General features: G+C 44.3%; 21 protein-coding genes. 10 read left to right on the forward strand and 11 right to left on the reverse strand.

Features of this window, described 5'->3' with window-relative positions; genetic code table 11:
- Positions 1-48: 48 nt before the first annotated feature.
- The 7 genes from VPNCDNU1_RS03400 (at position 49) to VPNCDNU1_RS03430 (ending at position 7,292) form a co-directional block, all read left to right on the forward strand.
- Positions 49-1,203 carry a TRAP transporter substrate-binding protein gene (locus VPNCDNU1_RS03400; RefSeq protein WP_101113692.1) on the forward strand — a complete coding sequence of 385 codons (1,155 nt, stop codon included), beginning with the start codon at positions 49-51 and terminating at the stop codon, positions 1,201-1,203.
- Between the two features lie 71 nt (positions 1,204-1,274).
- On the forward strand, positions 1,275-1,793 hold the full coding sequence (locus VPNCDNU1_RS03405; RefSeq protein WP_104399066.1) for a TRAP transporter small permease: 519 nt from the start codon (positions 1,275-1,277) through the stop codon (positions 1,791-1,793).
- 9 nt (positions 1,794-1,802) lie between these two features.
- Complete coding sequence (locus tag VPNCDNU1_RS03410) at positions 1,803-3,125, forward strand: TRAP transporter large permease (RefSeq protein WP_104399067.1); 1,323 nt, start codon at positions 1,803-1,805, stop codon at positions 3,123-3,125.
- Between the two features lie 179 nt (positions 3,126-3,304).
- Entirely contained in the window at positions 3,305-4,609 is a 1,305-nt protein-coding gene (gene hisD / locus VPNCDNU1_RS03415) for a histidinol dehydrogenase (RefSeq protein WP_104399068.1), read from the forward strand.
- The gene (locus tag VPNCDNU1_RS03420) at positions 4,609-5,376 is read left to right on the forward strand and encodes an SDR family NAD(P)-dependent oxidoreductase (protein WP_104399069.1); all 768 of its coding nucleotides are present in this window, start codon (positions 4,609-4,611) and stop codon (positions 5,374-5,376) included. The genes hisD and VPNCDNU1_RS03420 overlap by 1 nt, the downstream gene beginning before the upstream one ends.
- A gap of 25 nt (positions 5,377-5,401) precedes the next feature.
- Positions 5,402-6,400, forward strand: coding sequence for an alcohol dehydrogenase catalytic domain-containing protein (locus VPNCDNU1_RS03425; RefSeq protein ID WP_104399070.1), 999 nt, complete (start codon positions 5,402-5,404; stop codon positions 6,398-6,400).
- Positions 6,401-6,572: 172 nt separating this feature from the next.
- Entirely contained in the window at positions 6,573-7,292 is a 720-nt protein-coding gene (locus VPNCDNU1_RS03430) for a GntR family transcriptional regulator (protein ID WP_101113686.1), read from the forward strand.
- A 157-nt stretch (positions 7,293-7,449) separates the two neighbouring features.
- Here the strand turns inward: VPNCDNU1_RS03430 and VPNCDNU1_RS03435 are convergent, their stop codons facing one another.
- Both VPNCDNU1_RS03435 and VPNCDNU1_RS03440 read right to left on the reverse strand, forming a co-directional pair.
- A complete protein-coding gene (locus tag VPNCDNU1_RS03435; RefSeq protein ID WP_101113685.1) occupies positions 7,450-8,616 on the reverse strand; it encodes a UxaA family hydrolase in 1,167 nt (388 codons plus the stop codon).
- Positions 8,617-8,633: 17 nt separating this feature from the next.
- Positions 8,634-8,921: a UxaA family hydrolase gene (locus VPNCDNU1_RS03440; RefSeq protein WP_104399071.1), complete on the reverse strand. Its 288-nt coding sequence runs from the start codon at positions 8,919-8,921 to the stop codon at positions 8,634-8,636.
- 397 nt (positions 8,922-9,318) lie between these two features.
- On the opposite strand from VPNCDNU1_RS03440, the gene VPNCDNU1_RS03445 reads away from it, so the two are divergent.
- Complete coding sequence (locus VPNCDNU1_RS03445; protein WP_104399072.1) at positions 9,319-9,768, forward strand: TerB family tellurite resistance protein; 450 nt, start codon at positions 9,319-9,321, stop codon at positions 9,766-9,768.
- A gap of 28 nt (positions 9,769-9,796) precedes the next feature.
- Here VPNCDNU1_RS03445 and VPNCDNU1_RS03450 read toward each other — a convergent pair whose 3' ends face one another.
- The 8 genes from VPNCDNU1_RS03450 to VPNCDNU1_RS03485 form a co-directional block, all read right to left on the reverse strand.
- Complete coding sequence (locus VPNCDNU1_RS03450) at positions 9,797-10,297, reverse strand: GNAT family N-acetyltransferase (protein WP_104399086.1); 501 nt, start codon at positions 10,295-10,297, stop codon at positions 9,797-9,799.
- Positions 10,298-10,344: 47 nt separating this feature from the next.
- Positions 10,345-10,821 carry a GNAT family N-acetyltransferase gene (locus VPNCDNU1_RS03455; RefSeq protein WP_104399073.1) on the reverse strand — a complete coding sequence of 159 codons (477 nt, stop codon included), beginning with the start codon at positions 10,819-10,821 and terminating at the stop codon, positions 10,345-10,347.
- Positions 10,822-10,838: 17 nt separating this feature from the next.
- Positions 10,839-11,057, reverse strand: a complete 219-nt coding sequence (locus VPNCDNU1_RS03460) for a VF530 family DNA-binding protein (protein WP_101113680.1) — start codon at positions 11,055-11,057, stop codon at positions 10,839-10,841.
- A 193-nt stretch (positions 11,058-11,250) separates the two neighbouring features.
- A complete protein-coding gene (locus tag VPNCDNU1_RS03465; protein WP_104399074.1) occupies positions 11,251-11,883 on the reverse strand; it encodes a DUF2268 domain-containing putative Zn-dependent protease in 633 nt (210 codons plus the stop codon).
- Positions 11,880-12,680: an N-formylglutamate amidohydrolase gene (locus VPNCDNU1_RS03470; RefSeq protein WP_104399075.1), complete on the reverse strand. Its 801-nt coding sequence runs from the start codon at positions 12,678-12,680 to the stop codon at positions 11,880-11,882. The genes VPNCDNU1_RS03465 and VPNCDNU1_RS03470 overlap by 4 nt, the downstream gene beginning before the upstream one ends.
- A 340-nt stretch (positions 12,681-13,020) precedes the next feature.
- A complete protein-coding gene (locus tag VPNCDNU1_RS03475) occupies positions 13,021-13,383 on the reverse strand; it encodes a VOC family protein (RefSeq protein WP_104399076.1) in 363 nt (120 codons plus the stop codon).
- Between the two features lie 167 nt (positions 13,384-13,550).
- On the reverse strand, positions 13,551-14,168 hold the full coding sequence (locus tag VPNCDNU1_RS03480) for a LysE family translocator (RefSeq protein WP_104399077.1): 618 nt from the start codon (positions 14,166-14,168) through the stop codon (positions 13,551-13,553).
- Positions 14,169-14,322: 154 nt separating this feature from the next.
- Positions 14,323-14,811, reverse strand: a complete 489-nt coding sequence (locus tag VPNCDNU1_RS03485) for a GNAT family N-acetyltransferase (protein WP_104399078.1) — start codon at positions 14,809-14,811, stop codon at positions 14,323-14,325.
- Positions 14,812-15,030: 219 nt separating this feature from the next.
- Here VPNCDNU1_RS03485 and VPNCDNU1_RS03490 point away from each other — a divergent pair, with 219 nt between their 5' ends.
- A complete protein-coding gene (locus VPNCDNU1_RS03490) occupies positions 15,031-15,987 on the forward strand; it encodes a transposase (RefSeq protein ID WP_104399079.1) in 957 nt (318 codons plus the stop codon).
- Between the two features lie 39 nt (positions 15,988-16,026).
- On the opposite strand, the gene VPNCDNU1_RS03495 is transcribed toward VPNCDNU1_RS03490, so the two are convergent.
- Positions 16,027-16,692 carry a hypothetical protein gene (locus VPNCDNU1_RS03495; RefSeq protein ID WP_104399080.1) on the reverse strand — a complete coding sequence of 222 codons (666 nt, stop codon included), beginning with the start codon at positions 16,690-16,692 and terminating at the stop codon, positions 16,027-16,029.
- 163 nt (positions 16,693-16,855) lie between these two features.
- Here VPNCDNU1_RS03495 and VPNCDNU1_RS03500 point away from each other — a divergent pair, with 163 nt between their 5' ends.
- Positions 16,856-17,872, forward strand: a complete 1,017-nt coding sequence (locus tag VPNCDNU1_RS03500; protein WP_104399081.1) for an IS110 family transposase — start codon at positions 16,856-16,858, stop codon at positions 17,870-17,872.
- Positions 17,873-18,071: the final 199 nt, after the last annotated feature.

Genomic DNA, 18,071 nt, shown 5'->3' on the forward strand with positions numbered 1-18,071 from the left:
TAGACAACAATCCAACGTCATTTCAATCACGTGAAAATGGAGTCAAAAATGAAAGGAATCAACGAAAGCGACCAAATCGAGTCTATCGAGCGTCGGAAATTCTTTGAAGTTGCAGGTAAAGCCGGTGTCACTGCCGCGATAATGGTGGGTGCTGCGGGCGCTTTAATGAGCCCAACAGCCGCTGCTGCTATCTCAAAAGAAGAGCGAGAACGCCAAAAAGCCGCAAAATACACGATGACCATTGCAACCGCTTACATTCTCGGTGCATCTCGTGGCTATCCAATTATGCAATTGGATTTCAAAGAAAATATCCAAAATATGACTAACGGTCAGGTCTACGTGAAATTAGCGCCAGGTGGTCAACTTGGTGCTGGGGGCGCACTTGCTCAGAAAGTACAACAAGGCACCATTCAGGCTGCGCAGCACTCGCTCTCTAATTTCTCATCTTTCGCACCGGTTGTGGACTTAATCAATATTCCTTATTGGTGTGGTGAAAACCAAAAGTTTGTCAACTTGGTGAATTCAGCAGCGTGGAAAGCAGAAGTGGATCCTAAGCTTGAAGAACGTAACTTTAAAGCATTGTGGTACGTAACCATCGATCCGCGTGTTGTTGCCCTTCGTAAAGGCAGAGACGAAATCATTAAAACCCCAGATCAAATGGAAGGCATTAAATTCCGCGTTCCGGGTTCTAAAATCCTTCAACAGTTTTACCACTTGCTCGGTGCGAACCCGACGCCAATCGCTTGGGGGGAAACACCCTCTGCTATTAAACAGGGTGTCGCCGATGCACTGGATCCGAGTGTAGAAGCGTTAAACATTTTCGGGTTTAAAGACGTGCTTTCTTCTGTGACTTTCATCCGTTCCGTACCGGATGCTCAAGTGTTCTCATGTAACTTGCAGTGGTTTAACAAGCTACCAAAAGACGTGCAAGAAGCAATTGAAGCCGCGAGCGAAGTAACAGCGCATCAAAACCTCGCCAAAGTGCCTGCTGCAAGGGCCTATGCGATGTCTGAACTGGCTAAGAATAACGTTCAATTCTACTCCCCTACACCTTCAGAGCTTGCGCAATGGCAAGAAAAAGCAGGGCATCAACTGGCGGTTTGGGATTCAACGAAAAAGTCACTGGCGGGATCACTGGACACTTTCGACAAGTTGCTTGAAGCAGCGAACACGAAAGGACGTTACTACGTCCATGACGTGTAGGGCGTTGGCAGCCGTAGTTTACTTTGCGGCTGCCCTTTTTCTCTTTTGTTTCCCTTATCAAGGTGTAAAACATGCAACAAAGTCGGTTTTCAACCATAGAGCAAAATCTGGAGCGATGGCTTTGCCTAATGTTCTATTCAATGATCGTACTGACGATCATCTCTGAAGTCACCAGACGATTTGTGCTCAGTTATTCCTCCATTTGGGGAGAAGAAGTCGCTCGTTACTGCTTTATCTACCTAGCTTGGATTGGCGCTTCACTCGCGGTAAAAAACCGCGCTCACATACGCATAGATGTTTTGTTGGGTTTCTTACCAAATCGCGCCCAAATTGCTGTGTACTTGTTCAGTGATTTTCTCACTTTGATCCTTGCCGTGATTTCATTAGTCGTCTCTATCGGTCCCGTATTAACGTCTCTCGAATACGGCTCAGTGACTCATGGTTTACGCATCAGCCAAGTTTGGTTTTTATTTGCTGTTCCCTTTGGTTTCACCTTAATTGTTTTGCGCTTGCTTCAGTCCATTAGAAGAGATGTAAAAGCACTGCTCAACAACGGACAGGTTTACCAAGGCGAACGCTTGATCGATTAGGAGGAAAAAATGAATAACTACTATTTGCTCGACCAAGCCTCCGCCGCCTCTTATGGCATCGCTGTTTACGGTCCTGTTATTGCCATGGTGGTCATGATTTTCTTAGCCGTACCGATTTGGGTGGTTCTGGGTTTAGGCTCTATCGCCATGTTGGTCTTTACCGATGTACTGCCACTTTCCCTAGTGGGCGAATCGTTATTTGACGGTATCGATGCCTTCGCACTTATCGCCATCCCATTGTTTATTTTAACAGGTGACGTGCTAGTAAGAACGGGGCTTTCCAATAAACTGCTGGACGTTGCAGAAGCCTCTACGGGCAGTGCGAGATCGGGCTTAGGGACATCAACCGTTTTGGGGTGTGGCTTTTTCGCCTGTATATCCGGATCCGATGCGGCTGGCGCGGCCGCCGTAGGCCGAATGACGATTGATCGCTTAGTCAACAGAGGTTACCCAAAAGCGTATGCGTGTGCCCTTGTTGCTGCTGGTGCCTGTACGGGAATTCTGATTCCACCGTCTATCGCTTACATCATTATTGGTTTGATTTTGGGTATTTCAGCCTCAACGCTGTTTTTGGCTGCTGCTATCCCAGGCTTGCTCATCATGATTTCTATCATGGCGACCAATGTTGTGCTTAATGCCATTAATGGGTACGAAAATTCAAAGACGGGATTTTCACTAAAGCACTGGTTTGCCACTATCTATAACTCACGCGATGCACTAATGATCCCCTTCATTATTCTCGGAGGTATCTATTCAGGCATTTTCACACCAACTGAAGCGGCTGCGGTTGCAGTACTTGTAGGCTTGAGCATCGGTTTATACCAACGAACCGTTACTTGGCGTGATTTCCCTAAAATGCTTTACAGTTCAGCGAAAATTAATGGAATCATTCTGCCAATCATTGCGATGTCACTTCCTTTGGCACAAACCTTGGCGGTATTGGAAATTCCGCAAAGCTTCGTGACTCAGATGACCAACATCACGGAAGATCCGGTGTACCTAACGCTGATTATGATTGGAATCCTAATTCTGGCTGGATGCGTCATGGAAACTACACCCAATATTGTGGTGCTTTCCCCCATCTTGTTGCCTTTGGCTCAATCAATCGGCATGGATGAAATTCACTTTTGTATCATGATGGTGACCGCACTGGGCGTCGGGTTCATCACACCACCATTAGGGTTGAATCTGTTTGTTGTTTCAGGGGTTACCCAGACACCGGTTTTGCAAGTGGCTAAGTACGCAGCACCATACGTACTGTCGATGCTACTAGTGGTTTTACTCTTGGCATTTGTTCCAGAGATTTCACTATGGGCACTCCAATTTAACTGATTCGCATAACGCGTTAATTCATGTAACTGAACTAGTCGTGCAACCGAACTAGTCACGTAACAGAACGACTCATGTAACAGAACTACTCATGTAACAAATAGCTTTAAACGTGCAGCGATCGCTGTAGGGGTTTCTGCACGCCAAATTTTTGAAAGAAGCACATTTCCAAGGAGATAATAATGGCAATTCAATATAAGAAAAAGGCGATAAAAACAGCTTCAACTGGCGAACAAGATACAAGCCGAATCGTCAGCGACATGCTCGCTAAAATTGCAGAAGGTGGTGAACAACAAGTCGTCGACTTCACAAAATCCTTCGACGATTGGGATGGCGATATCCTTGTTGGTGAAGAAGCGATTCAAGCTGCCGAAGAGCAACTCACCGATCAGATGAAGGCGGACATCAAATTTGCTTACGACCGAGTCAAACGATTCGCTCAAGCGCAATTAGATTCTTTAAAAGAGTTCGAAGTGGAACTATCTCCTGGCTTATACGCAGGGCAAAAGCTTATCCCAATGAACACTGCGGGCTGTTATGTACCGGGAGGACGATACTCTCACATTGCGTCAGCCATCATGAGTATCACCACCGCCAAAGTAGCGGGCGTAAAGAATGTTGTGGCTTGCTCTCCAGCTCGACCAGAGGTTGGCATTAACCCAGCGGTGCTCTACACCATGAAACTGTGTGGCGCAGATTATATGTTAGCGCTAGGTGGCGTTCAGGGTATCGCGTCTATGGCGAATGGCCTATTTACCGGAAACAAAGCCGACATATTGGTGGGACCAGGTAATCGGTTTGTCGCGGAATCTAAGCGTCAACTTTACGGTCAAGTCGGTATCGACATGTTTGCCGGTCCGTCTGAAATTGCAGTGATTGCGGATGAAACAGCGGACCCTGAAATCGTCGCGGTTGACTTGGTAGGCCAAGCCGAACATGGCTTCGATAGCCCTGCTTGGTTATTCACAACGTCTGATTCGCTTGCAGAGCAAGTGATGAAGCGAGTTCCGGAGCTGATCGCCGACCTGCCAGACACAGCCAAACAAGCTGCGACTGCCGCTTGGGATGATTATGGTGAAGTCATTGTGTGTGATACGCGCGAAGAAGTGGTTCAAATCAGTGACGAATACGCCTCGGAGCATTTGGAAGTTCAAACTGCCGATCTTGATTGGTGGCTAGAAAACTTATCGAACTACGGCTCACTTTTCTTAGGAGAGGAATCCACTGTCGCATTTGGTGATAAGTGCTCAGGGCCTAACCACATTCTTCCGACCAAAGGCGCGGCGAAGTACACCGGTGGATTGTCGGTCAGCAAGTTCATTAAGATCTGTTCGTTCCAACGCCTGAGCGAAGAGGCGAACCGTGAGGTTGCCGCCGTTACCGCGCGTATTTCTCGTCTTGAAGGTATGGAAGCGCATGCCAGAACAGGTGATGCTCGATTGGCAAAATACTTCCCTGAAGAACAGTTTGAGTTGGGATACAAATAATGAGCACATCGGCGAATTTCTCTATTGAAGGGCAAGTGGCACTGGTCACTGGCGGCGGTTCCGGTATCGGCCACCAGTTTGCCAAAACGCTTGCGGCCGCTGGTGCTAAAGTTGTCATCATGGGCAGGCGTGATTCTCCCCTCAAAGACACAGTGGCAGAGATCGAGATGGAGGGAGGAACAGCCAGTTACATTCGTTGCGATTTAACACGCTTTGACCAGTTAGAACAGCATATTGCGCAGTGCAAATCCATCTATGGTGCGCCGGATATTTTGGCGAATGTTGCAGGTCAGAACTTGCGCCAACCCGTTGATGAAGTTGATGAGACGAGCTGGGATAGCACTCTCAACATAAACCTAAAATTGCCCTTCTTTCTTGCAAGAGCCTTGGTACCAGACATGAAAGAAAAGGGATACGGAAAGATCATCAATATCGCCTCACTGCAAAGCGAGCGTGCGTTTGCCAACAGTGTGCCTTACGGCGCATCTAAAGGCGGCGTATGCCAGCTGACTCGTGCCATGGCAGAAGCTTGGTCTGGTGACGGCATCACGTGCAACGCCATCGCTCCTGGCTTCTTCCCGAGTGAATTGACGCAACCCTTGTTTGAAGATGCAGACAAACTGCAAGTACTCGCCAATCAAACGGCGATTGGCAGAAACGGTGAAATGGAAGATTTAAATGGTCCCATACTGTTTTTTGCTTCACACGCATCGGACTACGTAACGGGTCAAACCTTGTTTGTGGATGGTGGGTTTACGGCTAAGTGACGGCGAATTTAAAAAGGATAGAATCATGAAAGCACTCGTTTATACCAATAAAAACGAAGTCACCTTTGAAATGCAAAACACGCCTACCCCGCAGGAAGGCGAGGTATTGGTGAAAATAGAGAAAGCGGGCATTTGCGGTTCCGATATGCACGCTTATCACGGACACGACCCAAGACGCGTACCCCCTTTGATTCTTGGGCATGAAGCCTGTGGTATTGCCATGAATGGTAAGTACTTGAACAAGCGAGTTGTCCTTAACCCTTTGATTACATGCATGGAGTGCGCCGACTGCTTAAGCGGCAGAACTAATTTGTGTGAAAATCGAACGGCCATTGGGTTAAAAATGCCAGGTGCGTTTGCCGAATATACGGTGATACCGGAAACCAACCTTATTCCAGTGCCTGAGGGTATGAAACCAGAACATGCCGCCTTAGCCGAACCCGCAGCAACGGCTTTACACGCCATAGCGCTGGTGGAAAAACACATGCACCGGACGTTAAGTGAAAGCACTGCAATGGTCATTGGTGGCGGGTCCATCGGGTTGCTTTGCGCTCTTTTTCTCAAACTAAAAGGCGCAAGACACATTATTTTGAGTGATACGAATGCGCAAAGGCTCAACACCGCTCGGGTTTCTGGAATTACTGACTTACACAACCCAGCTAAAGACGAGCCCGTTGATGAATCTAGTATTGATGTGGTTGTCGATGCAGTAGGCTCTAGCCATACACGCAATGCAGGGATGAATGCGGTTAAACAGGGTGGCGTATTCATGCATGTGGGGTTACAAGATTCCTTTGGTGAATTCGATGTACGGAAAATGACCCTTCAAGAAGTCGCTGTTTTGGGTTCATTTTCTTACACTCAACTGGATATGATTTCAGCCGTAGATGCTTTACACCGTGGTGCATTGGGTGAGTTATCGTGGATTGAGGAGCGCCCTTTAAGTTTGGGAAGTCAGGCTTTTGATGATCTTGATAACAACCGAACCGCAGCAGCCAAAATCATTCTCGATGTAAGTGCCTAACGCAACAAACCGTTCCTAAAAAATCCCTAGAAAACCACTAGGGATTTTTCTAACTGGTATCACACCTAAATTCGCTCAAAACACTGTATTTATTCCATTCCACTACAGACAGCTTACCTCTTGATTGTTAATATGAAGCTTAAGAAACGAACGAGTAAAGAGCACACATCTCATGAATAAACCCACCCACTTTCTTCCTTTGTACATGCAAGTAAAAGAGCTTTTGATACAAAGATTGATCGATAAAGTGTGGTTACCGGGTAGCCCTTTACCCAGTGAATTTCAATTAGCGGATGAGTTGCAAGTCAGCCAGGGTACTGTAAGGAAGGCCCTGGATGAATTGGCAGCGGAAAAGTTGGTGGTTCGTCGACAAGGTAAAGGCACTTACGTAGCCGAACACACACAAGAACAACCGCTCTACCATTTCTTTCGATTAGTTGATTTACAAGGTAAACGTCATCTTCCTGAAAGTACAATACTCGACTTTAATCGCTACCCTGCCACTCTTCTCGAAAGCGAATCGTTGGATTTATCCGATGAAGAACAAGTTATTCGAATTACTCGAACTCGCGCACTTGAAGGTGTTCCTGTCATATACGAGACCATCTCTCTGCCAGAAAAGCTGTTTGCTAATATGCCGCTAACCGATGAGCTTCCTAATACGCTATATAGCTTTTACCAGCGTGAATTTGGGTTGTCTGTGGTTAAAGTTATCGAAAAGCTGAGGGCCGTTTTGTCAAACGAGATAGAAGAAACTCACCTAGAGATAAAAACTGGAACACCACTGCTAGAAGCCAAACGTGTGGCATACGCTTTGAATGGAGAAGCGGTGGAACTTAGGGTCACGCGCTGCCATACCGATCAGCATTGTTACTTGAACGAACTGAGCTAGAAGAACACCTCATAAACTTACGTCGATATCCCTCAGCCAATTCTGTAAGGTATTCGTTTCTGTAGAGCACTTGCTCCCTCAAGCAAGGACGAAAAAGCCTTTCTAAAAAGAAAGGCTTGGGAGTGATTGATATAAGTGACAGTGGATTCGAAAATCGCTATGCGCTTCGATACAACTTCGTGAGTGAAAACTCAACATGACCAAGAACTTCAGCACAGGTATTACGACCATTTGCTGTGTCTATAACCATTTCGATCAATTCATCTCCAGCTTCATCCAACGTCATTTCGTGGCGTAAAATTGCAGACACATCGTGATCAATATGCTCACTCATTGTACGCACTGTTCTTGGGTTTCCAGTGATCTTAAGCACAGGCATAATTGGGTTGCCAATTACGTTACCTTGCCCCGTTGGGAATAGGTGAACCGCATAGCCACCAGCGGCTTGTAGAGTATTACATTCTGCTGCGGCAGAAGAAGTATCCATAAAGTACAAACCAGGGCCTTTCGCTGGTGTTTCAGCTGGCTCTAACACGTCTACATACTGTGTTTTCTTACCGATTTTTTGCACGTTACCGAGCGCTTTCTCTTCAATCGTGGTTAAGCCACCTTCGATGTTCCCTTTCGTCGGTTGCGAGTCAGAAAGATCGTTCGTTTTCTCTGCCAGAATAAACTCGTTATAGGATGACCAAGTTTTCATGAACTTCTCACCAGCTTCTGGCGTAGCCGCACGACCTTTAACAATCTGCTCGGCACCCGTGATTTCCGATGTTTCTCCAAAGCATGTTGTCGCACCCGCTTCGTTCATCTTGTCGATGAAGTTACCCACAGTTGGGTTAGCAGATAAACCAGATGTCGTATCCGATTCACCACATTTCACAGCGACCCATAAGTCACTAATTGGGCACTCTTCTCGGCTTAATGCTGTCGCGTAGTGGACAAACTCTTTTGCCGTACGAGACGCCGCAGCCACAGTGTTAATGTCGCCGTTTTGCTCAATCGAAAACCCTTTTACTGGTTTGCCCGTTTCAGCAATGCCATCCACGACCTTCTGTGTCCAACCTGGCTCGATACCAATGACCACTACAGCAGCAACGTTTGGATTCGCACCCGTTCCAATAATGGTTCTAAAATGCAAATCAAGATCGGCACCGAATTGCAAACGACCATATGCGTGTGGAATCGCGATGGTGCCTTTAATGTTATTGGCAACGGACTCACACGCTGCGTTTGAAATATCATCCAACGGAAGAATCAGTACATGGTTGCGTACGCCCACTCGACCGTTTTCGCGACGGTAACCCATAAATGTATTACGTTTCATTTTTATCACTCCTTTGATTACCAGCGCTTGGTTTTAATATTGTGAACGTGAGCGTGACCGCCAGCAGAGATAGATTCCACGACTTTGCCCATGTCTTCGTTGTACTTGATAATGGTGTCGCCCACATCAAGATCCCTCAAAGCAATTTTATGACCAAGGGGAATGTCATTCAGTGCGGTCAAAATGATCTCTTCATCGGTATCCATCATGTATCCGGTGACTTGCATGCCTTTTACAACATTCTCAACCACCATTACGCCCACGCTATCGTTTACATCGTGAACTAGGAAGTGTGTTTCGCTCATATCTCTGTCCTTAGTTGCGTTATTTAGACCACCTGAAAACCCTCGCTCAGGCATATGTTCTTATGACTTATTGATGTTGAGATCCAAAATACCAATCGATTAATTTGCAATCAATAGGATTTGATATCTTATGTCTTATATAAGACATAAGATATATGGATAGAGTTCATTTTAAATATTTATTATTCAATAACCTATTAACAAAAAAATCTTAGAAATACGTCATTTACCCAATTTCAATAATCGTGATTTACTTCAAATTATCATTTTCATCCAAGCCAGTATGAGAGGATCAATGTTTGGATCATTGACTATCGCAACTTGCAATTGACGGTCTTTGCCCCAAAGTTAATCAGAGCTTCAAGTTTAAATAATGCCCAATCGTTAGGAGATAAAGATGATCTCTACTCTATCTAAAATTTTTAAGCAGCTTACTGAAGGCAGCGATCTGAATTCAGGCGAATCGACCAACCCCAATTTGGCCATTGCCTCCCTGTTTTTTGAAGTGTCTGGTGCGGATAGCCATATTGATGAATCGGAAGAAAAAGCCACTTTGTCCATGCTAAAGAAAGTGCTCGAAGTGGATGAAGCAGAAGCGAAAGCCTTATTGGGTCAAGCTAAGAATCAGTCAAAAGATGTCTCTTCTCTCTATGAGTTTACTTCTCAACTCAGACACCTTGATCAACCAGAACGCATTGCTGTCATCAAAGCTTTGTGGGAGGTCGCATATGCCGATAAGCATTTGGATCCTCTAGAAGAATCCGTCATCCGAAAAGCGGCTGAATTACTCTATGTTGATCATAAAGATTTCATCAAGACTAAATTGGAAGTGACGGGAGACAGGTGATAGGTTCCCCCCGACTACGACGGGTTACCTAAAGGAACTTTTCAATCAATATTTCATCTATTAGCTTGCCACGCATTTTTGCATGGCTTTTTGCTGTCCCGATGACTTCAAACCCGTGATTTAGATACGTTGACAGCGCCCTGTCGTTGTCTCCTCTCACGTACGCAAACAACTTCTCGTACCCCTTATCTTTCGCTGAATAGAACGTCGCTTGAAACAATTGCTTTGCGATACCTTGCCTTCGAAATTGGCTATCCACGAAAGTACCGATTACACCAACATGATCGAATGCGTTAGTGTAAGCGGCAAATGGCTCTACATTTTGAAAACCGACCACAGTATTGCACTGTTCTAATACCGCGACCTGAAACACACCACGCGTTGGGAATTGTCGAATAAACGCTTCTTCTTCCTTCAAAGAAAAGGTTTTATCCAATATGGTGAAACGCCCCTCTTCAATGATCGGATTCAGTATGTTGATGATGCCCAATGCGTCCGACACCTCTGCTTCCCTAATCACGATATTCAACGTTTCGTCACCTGCCAACTCACACCTCACACCTCATGTTAAACCCACTACTTTGTATTTATGAGCCAATGGAAATAAGGTCTCTCCCCTTCCCATCGCTCAATGGTTGCACCCAGCCCTACATAAAATTGATGAGCACGTTTATTCAACGGGCTTGCCGTCCACGAAATATGGGAAACGGAATGCTCTTCGGCGATTTCAAATAGGGCTTTCAGAATATGACGACCATATCCTTTAGATCGATACTCTCCCACAACCAATAGATCATCAAGCCAAACAGAAGGTGTGCCGCTAAATGACGAATACCGATAATGGTACAAAGCAAAACCATGCACACGATTATCTACTTCAAGCAAAATGGCATGAGCAAAAGGTTGGGGACCAAATAGTGTTGATTCGATTTTGTTTACGGTTGTCGTAACTTCACCAAAGAATCCTTTCATTTGGCGATCAAATTCTGCTTTTTCCTTAATCAAATCAAGTAAGAGGCTGGCATCTTCTACTGTGGCTTTCCTTATCCGCACTCCGTTTCTCCTTCAATTTAATTGAATGTTTGGATATAAAGAGACTCGACTTTGTCGCGGGCCCATTGGGTCTTTCTTAAAAATTTGAGTGACGACTTTATCGATGGGTCATTGTAAAAGCAGTTCACATTAATCTCGTTATATAACCCATCCCAGCCGTAGTGCTCAACAAGCCGCGTGAGTATTTTTTCTAACGTGAGTCCGTGAAGTGGGTTATTTGGTTGAGATTGAGTCATGGAGCGTTATTCCTATCAACATGCAGTCTGAAATGGCACAAAGAACGCATCATATCAGGCATTGAGTGGCTACCCACGCGTTTTGTTCAGCGCTCCAAGCTTTTATTTAACGCTCCAAGTTTTGATTTAACGCTCGAGCTTTTTTTTCGCCCTCGAAGCGTTGTTTCGCCTTCCAAGTAATCGAACGAGAGCGTCATTGAGTAAAAAAGGCATCCGCGGGTAAACTCAGTGCGATTTCTTCGGTGACACCGTGCTGTTCTATGTATTGCGCAATTAAGTTGAAACCAACCCAATACCCAGCATATCTAGGAAATCTTCCGTTATCGGTACCAAAGAAATATTCAGCAAAATTAAAGTCTTTGCTAGCCAGATTAGGCTCCATTTCTTCAAGTAGATTGCGCCAACGTACGTCTTCCATGCCAGTAAACAGTGATGGAATCACACCACCATTAAACCTTTGTTCGAAGTGACACGCTAACCCCTCGTAAACCAAGTTTTCAGCTAACGTATCTCCAGGAAGCCCCAACTTCATACGTTCGATATGGTTTACTTCGTGTGCCAGAACTGCCCCAAACTCTTTCGCAATGATGCTTTTGACGTCATCTCTGTCGGTATCCAACATGATTTCGATACGATAACGATTGATCGCCCATCCACCAATACCTGAGTTCGGTGCTTCCCCTTTTTCATAGGGGCTTAGCGTAACGTCGACATCATCCAAATCGAAATATTTGCATAATGGTTTAGACGCGAGGCGAAAGTAGCGTTCCAATTCTGTATCTAGACCATCAAGCTTTCCCGATGCAGTTAGAATCGTTAGTTTCACCTAACGCTCCCTTTCGGTTTGCTTTGACTTTCGCAAATCAAATTTGAATCCAAAAAGACTTGTTTAAGCCTTGATTTTGCTTTGTCGAAAATGGCTTGGTTGATCTCGGGAACTGTTTTGCTCTCCCACCCTTCGCTCGGTAAATAGTTGGTGTAACGCAGCTCAATTTGAATGGCTTCAACATTTGGGTTGTTGCAGTATTTTGCAATGATATACCCTCCAGTGAACACATTGTTTAACTCAGTTTCAAAACCATTGCGTTCAAATGAGGTGTTTAGTTTCTCTAAAAATTCCGGTGAAGAGCTTTTTCCATGAACATTGCCTAGGCAAATATCACAGCTCAAAGGTCCCATAAAACTGTGTAAGTCAATTAGGTAGGCAACGCCAAAACGCTGTATAGCGCTTTCTATCAGTTCATCCAGTGCGGAATGATAAGGAAGATAAAAGGATTCGATTCTCTTAGAAACTTCAGAGGTAGAAGGTTTTACTCGGTAGATCTCCTCCCCCCAAGTATTTCGCTCGTAAACGATGGCTTGTTTAAACTCGCCAAACGAATCTTTTTTTAGCTCTCTATTTAGGTCGACCACATATCGACTCATGCTCGTGGAAATGATGTTTACGTTATATTCATCGAGAAAATCATAAAGCTCATTTAAGTGCCAATCCATATTGGGTAGAGAGCGTCGACCTAAGTCTGATAAGTTGTTAAGTGCTTCTTCACACAGCTCGACACCGCTGTGAGGAAAGCTAAATATATAAGGGGATGAAGGATCTTTCTTTACTTTCAGCCAATGCAATTATTCACTCCTTGATGGTCATCCATCGAATAACTTGGTTGTATTGGGAGGAGAGGAGACGCGGAGAAACCAGCTACCTCAAAACTCATAGGTATTTAATGGCGGCAATCATACTCACACTCTGTATACACAGTTAATCACATCAAAAAAATTCATAGAAATTTTGAGAAGCACATCGAAGAACTAAGAAAGAGCGATTTATAGCTAAGTTCAGAAAACAAAAAGCTTCTGCGCTGGATTGGCACAGAAGCTCTGGAGTACCTTTGCTATTGGGCAAACCACCCAGTCAGCTATACAAAGCATCGGTAAGTCGAGTCTTAAATGTTAAGAGCCTATCGACCTAGTCAGCAAAAACCAGTTTATTCTTATCGAGATCCCTAACATACGCAGAAAAACGAGGACCACGCTGGTTTGGCTCCCCTTCACAAGTACCACCTAATTCAATGGCTTTTTCATAGAGCCTTTTTACTTCATTGGTGGATCCAACACTAAATCCAACCATTGTTCCGTTTCCATTTGTGGCGGCTTCCTTATCAAAAGGGATAGCCACTGCAAACGTAAAGTCTTGGTTTTCATCTTGCCAGTACGTCATTCTATCTGTCGCCAATACTTGGCTAAGCCCTGTATTTTCGAATAGCGAATCATAGAATGTGTTCGCGGCTTCAATGTTATTGGTTCCTACAACAAAATAGTTCATTTTCATAGCTTGATACTCTCCACTAATTTGAAAACCAATAATGAACCGTTTCCCTGACAGACGGTGTCAGTAGCGATATGATCGTAATACTAAATTCGATGCCAAGAGACGGCGTAATGTGGACAAAGAGAGCGCCAAAAATTAGCTATTGACGCCGTAGTCTCTTGTTAGTTTTATTGCTGGCGACTTAGTAACAAGCTTGCTCCAGACATAGCCAAAAAAGTTGCGCAACCTCTATTGAAGCGCTTTGCCATTTTCGGCTTCGTAAACCACGGCCTTAAGTACATTCCAAATATTGCATAAATCGATATTGCACCCATTTCTAAAATTAGGAACGTAGCCCCTAAAACGAAGAACTGTTCATTTACACTCGCTGAAACATCGACGAACTGTGGTAGAAAGGCAGTAAAGATTAAGATCGCCTTTGGGTTGCCTGCAGCTAACAAGAATTCTTGTTTAGCTAAACCTAATCGACTGCGAGTGTTTTCTAGCTCAGAAACAGGGCTTGCTTCCGAACGCCAAAGATTCAAGGCAATCCACAACAAGTAAGCTGCGCCCACAATTTTAATCGTTAGAAATAGAGTCTCAGAAGCATAGAGAACAACTGCTAAACCGGAAGCAACCAAAGCAATCATTGCTACGAATGCAGCAATACGACCAAGACCAGCAATGAAAGCAGATTTAAAACCGTAACAACGCGCATTGTTCATGGACAATAGATTGTTTGGACCAGGAGTCATATTGAGCGCAAAACACGCAGGTATAAAGAACAACAACTTCCAGATTTCCACAATATTTCCTCCATAAGAATAATGCCTGATGAAACCGCAGACAACGCATAAATCAAGCCGCTGCACTGCGCCTTAAACACAAAAATCACTGCAAACCAAAAGTACCACGCGTTGACTGTCGGTTTGAAGCTTTTGTTATATGTAGCCCCCAATACTAAAAGTATGACGGCATTGGTGCTTCAAAGCTAGATTGATCACTAGAGATACACATACAGTCCGTATCTTGAATGCTAGTAAAGCCTAACTTTCTGTAATATTTACGGTTGATATCGCTGTGAAGATAAATTGCACTTGCCTTGTGAATATTTAAAAGCTCATCCCTTACTAAACTGACCAGTTGTGCCCCATGACCCTTTTGGCGAAATTCGGGAACGGTCGCAAGCGAGCCTATTCCAAAGCAATTCTCTTTTAGCCCAAACAGATTTGAATATACGATTAGTGAAGAAACTGGATTGATACCTGACATAAGTACGTACCAAACTCCAGAACGGTACTTTTTACTAGCGTGGCAACCTTCGAGGTACTCCTTCATGGAAACTCCCCTACCCCATGCATCGAAACCCATTGAATATATTAAATCAAGTTCATGACTCTTAGCTTTTCTCGCAAACACTTTTGTAAACTTCCCAACTAAATCAGCCATATAACGCCAGCTTAAACCGCAAACAACGCACAATACAAGCCGCTGCAATACGCTTTAGACACTAAATTCACCGCAAAACGTGTTGTTTGTCGGTTTGAAGCTAGGCTCCTCTGTCGAGAGACCGATAACAAACATGAACACCACATAGAACTCCAAGCACCACACTCGAATAGTCTTCTGGGTCTCGAGCTCGCATTTGCAAGCAAGGGTTAGCTTATTATGAATACCAATACACTTCAAAATATTAATGTCGGCGTGGATACCGGTAAGTCACAATTAGATATCTATATCCGCCCTCTCGATATTTACTTTACTGTCCCTAACAACGACAAAGGCATAAAAGAAGCCGTTAAAACCATCAAAAAACACAAACCTCAACGCGTCGTTATCGAAGCGACTGGGCGATTAGAAATGCCCTTTATTCTTGCCTGTGATAAGGCAAAACTTCCTTATGTTATTGCCAACTCTTTGAGGGTGAAAAAGTTCGCTGGCGCTATCGGACAACGCGCTAAGAATGACCGTTTGGACGTTGCTCTGATTGCCCACTTTGCTGAACGGGTGCAACCCGAACTCACCAAGATTAAAAGTGAAAACATACGCTTAATGAGTGACTTAGTCACAAGGCGAAATCAACTGCTCTCCATACAAGCCATGGAAAGAAACCGACGACAAATATTGCCTAAGAGCATTGCACCCACCATCACACCCATTCTCAATGCGATAAAAAATCAGATTGAAAATGTGGAAGAAAAGATAGCAAAACTCATTGATAGCTCCCCTGAATATCAGCTCAAAAATGACATCCTTCAAAGTATGCCTGGCGTCGGAAAAGTCCTTGCGGCTTCCTTAATTAGTAATGTGCCTGAGTTAGTTTATATCACCAATAAACAAGCGTCCTCTCTCATTGGAGTCGCACCAATCACGCGAGAAAGTGGACGCTTTAAAGGAAAGCGCATGATACAAGGAGGTCGTGCTCAAGTGAGAACTGTTATGTATATGGCGATGATGTCAGCCATACAATGTAACCCCGTTTTTAAGGCGACTTATGAACGATTACTGGCTACCGGAAAACCGAAGAAAGTAGCGATTGTTGCCTGTATGAGAAAGATGGTTGTGATATTAAATTCGATGTTAAGAGACAGCGTAATGTGGGATAGAGAGAGCGCCAAAAATTAACTATTGACGCCATAGTCTCTTGTTAGGTTTTTTGTTTACTTAGTATTTCGCTTCAAGTCTTGCCTTTTCCTTTTCTAGTGCAATAATTTCTTGTGCAATTTCTTTTAAGCGATTTAGATCCTCTTCTGACATTTTTCGTGAATTACCACCAACATCACACGCTTTTAGAGTTTTAGCTGTCATTTTTGTGAACCCTCGTAAACTTGCTGTGAATTCCGTAAAATCACTCTTCGCTCTGTCATTTGCACGAACACGAATCTTATAGCCTGCCCTAGCCTGAGAAATAAGAGTCTCTACTTTTTTCTTATTTTCTTCATTCATACGAACAAAACCAGCACGATACGAGTTAGAAAATAATTTGGCATCAAAGTAAATTGGCGCATTCTCATCAATCTTTATGGCAAGGTTTACTCGTGTGTTAGGCGTTGCTAATGCAGATTTACCATTGAACTTAATCATAAAGTTCTGTTCACCTGATTTATCCACATCACAGCGAACGCCGAATGTGTGGTCAAAATCGCTTCGGTATCTTGCCTTAGAATATTTTGTAGCTTCAGAGTAGTACCCAGCAACACCATAAGCTGAATATGTAATTTCACCAGAGAACTCATCAGTTTTCTCACTTTTATACCACGCTTGCATCGGATCATAAGCAGAAGCACCAAAAGAAAGTAACGCTAAGAGTAAAAAGAGAGTTTTGTTCATTTCATTTACCTAAACAAGAAGAGAAATAGAACATCATACCATATAATTAATAACTCCAAAAACATAACGCCGCATTAAGGTGATGAGATGGTCTCCCCCTACCACTTCACATGACTATAAGCCATGCTTGGAGTGTTCAGGTCCAAAGCAAAAGGAGAAGACCATGAATCAGCATAAAATCATCGGCATCGATTTAGCAAAAAATATTTTCTTCCTCTTTGAAATTAATCATAAAGGTAAAAATATTTCCCGTAAAAAACTTCAACGAACTAAACTACTTAATCACATCGCAAACCTCAATCCCTGCACCATCGCCATGGAAGCCTGCTCCGGTGCACACTACTGGGCTCGCGAATTCTCTAAGCTCGGACACCAAGTCCTACTCTACGCACCTCAACATGTCAAAAATCAAAGACGTAAACAAAAGAACGACTATAACGATGCCGAAGCCATCGCTGAAGTTGCCCTCTATAAAAGACCTCACCCTGTCCCTCACAAATCTGTTGAGCAACAAGACATTCAATCGCTTATTCGCATGCGTCGACTCATGGTGACTGAGCGCACCCGACTCATTAATCAAGTTCGCGGTCTCGTCGCTGAATACGGCATCATTATGTCGAAAGGAAAAGCCGCATTCAGAAAAGCCATTCCTGAAATACTCGAAGACGGGGAAAATCAACTCTCTCCTATTCTACGAGAACTCTTATCACGCCAATATGAACGATATCTCTATGTCGATGAGCAGATAAAATGGTTCGACGAGAGACTCAACCAAACCGCTCACCAATTCGACAACGCCAAACGCCTTATGTCTATTCCTGGATTTGGTCCCCTTACAAGTCAAGCTGTCGCCGTATGGCTTGGCTCTGGGCAACAGTTCAATACGGGCAGAGATGCCTCCGCTGCCATGGGGCTTGTACCCAAGCAAGATACAAGCGGCGATAAGGTCATTCTTCTCGGCATAACGAAGCGAGGCAACACATATATTCGCTCCTTGCTCGTTCACGGAGCAAGAGCCGCATTGAGGCGAGCCAAATTTAAATCCGATAAACTCAGCAAATGGATGCTTGAACTTCAGGAGCGGCGAGGACCCAATAGAGCCGCTGTCGCTCTAGCCAACAAGCTCATGCGAATAGCATGGGCGCTCATCACCAAAAACGAAGAGTATCAGCCAGCATAAAACAACCACCATCACCAACCCTTTGCAAAGTACGTAGTGAGATGAATAACAGGATAAATCCTACACGTTGAAAACCTTCTGCTCACTCTGGCTTTTAAAGTCGATAAGGTGATTAGGACTTCGTGTTCGACTGCCTCATCTTGGCCAAGGCAATAGCCGCTTAAACAGGCCGTATATATGGTAGTTAACCTGCGCTTTT

The organism is Vibrio penaeicida (assembly GCF_002933855.1).
Lineage (GTDB): Bacteria > Pseudomonadota > Gammaproteobacteria > Enterobacterales > Vibrionaceae > Vibrio > Vibrio penaeicida_A.

Coding starts and splice junctions, on each gene's coding strand:
- VPNCDNU1_RS03400 (WP_101113692.1), top strand. CDS start 49: ATGAAAGGAATCAACGAAAGCGACCAAATCGAGTCTATCGAGCGTCGG.
- VPNCDNU1_RS03405 (WP_104399066.1), top strand. CDS start 1,275: ATGCAACAAAGTCGGTTTTCAACCATAGAGCAAAATCTGGAGCGATGG.
- VPNCDNU1_RS03410 (WP_104399067.1), top strand. CDS start 1,803: ATGAATAACTACTATTTGCTCGACCAAGCCTCCGCCGCCTCTTATGGC.
- hisD (WP_104399068.1), top strand. CDS start 3,305: ATGGCAATTCAATATAAGAAAAAGGCGATAAAAACAGCTTCAACTGGC.
- VPNCDNU1_RS03420 (WP_104399069.1), top strand. CDS start 4,609: ATGAGCACATCGGCGAATTTCTCTATTGAAGGGCAAGTGGCACTGGTC.
- VPNCDNU1_RS03425 (WP_104399070.1), top strand. CDS start 5,402: ATGAAAGCACTCGTTTATACCAATAAAAACGAAGTCACCTTTGAAATG.
- VPNCDNU1_RS03430 (WP_101113686.1), top strand. CDS start 6,573: ATGAATAAACCCACCCACTTTCTTCCTTTGTACATGCAAGTAAAAGAG.
- VPNCDNU1_RS03435 (WP_101113685.1), bottom strand. CDS start 8,616: ATGAAACGTAATACATTTATGGGTTACCGTCGCGAAAACGGTCGAGTG.
- VPNCDNU1_RS03440 (WP_104399071.1), bottom strand. CDS start 8,921: ATGAGCGAAACACACTTCCTAGTTCACGATGTAAACGATAGCGTGGGC.
- VPNCDNU1_RS03445 (WP_104399072.1), top strand. CDS start 9,319: ATGATCTCTACTCTATCTAAAATTTTTAAGCAGCTTACTGAAGGCAGC.
- VPNCDNU1_RS03460 (WP_101113680.1), bottom strand. CDS start 11,057: ATGACTCAATCTCAACCAAATAACCCACTTCACGGACTCACGTTAGAA.
- VPNCDNU1_RS03475 (WP_104399076.1), bottom strand. CDS start 13,383: ATGAAAATGAACTATTTTGTTGTAGGAACCAATAACATTGAAGCCGCG.
- VPNCDNU1_RS03485 (WP_104399078.1), bottom strand. CDS start 14,811: ATGGCTGATTTAGTTGGGAAGTTTACAAAAGTGTTTGCGAGAAAAGCT.
- VPNCDNU1_RS03490 (WP_104399079.1), top strand. CDS start 15,031: ATGAATACCAATACACTTCAAAATATTAATGTCGGCGTGGATACCGGT.
- VPNCDNU1_RS03495 (WP_104399080.1), bottom strand. CDS start 16,692: ATGAACAAAACTCTCTTTTTACTCTTAGCGTTACTTTCTTTTGGTGCT.
- VPNCDNU1_RS03500 (WP_104399081.1), top strand. CDS start 16,856: ATGAATCAGCATAAAATCATCGGCATCGATTTAGCAAAAAATATTTTC.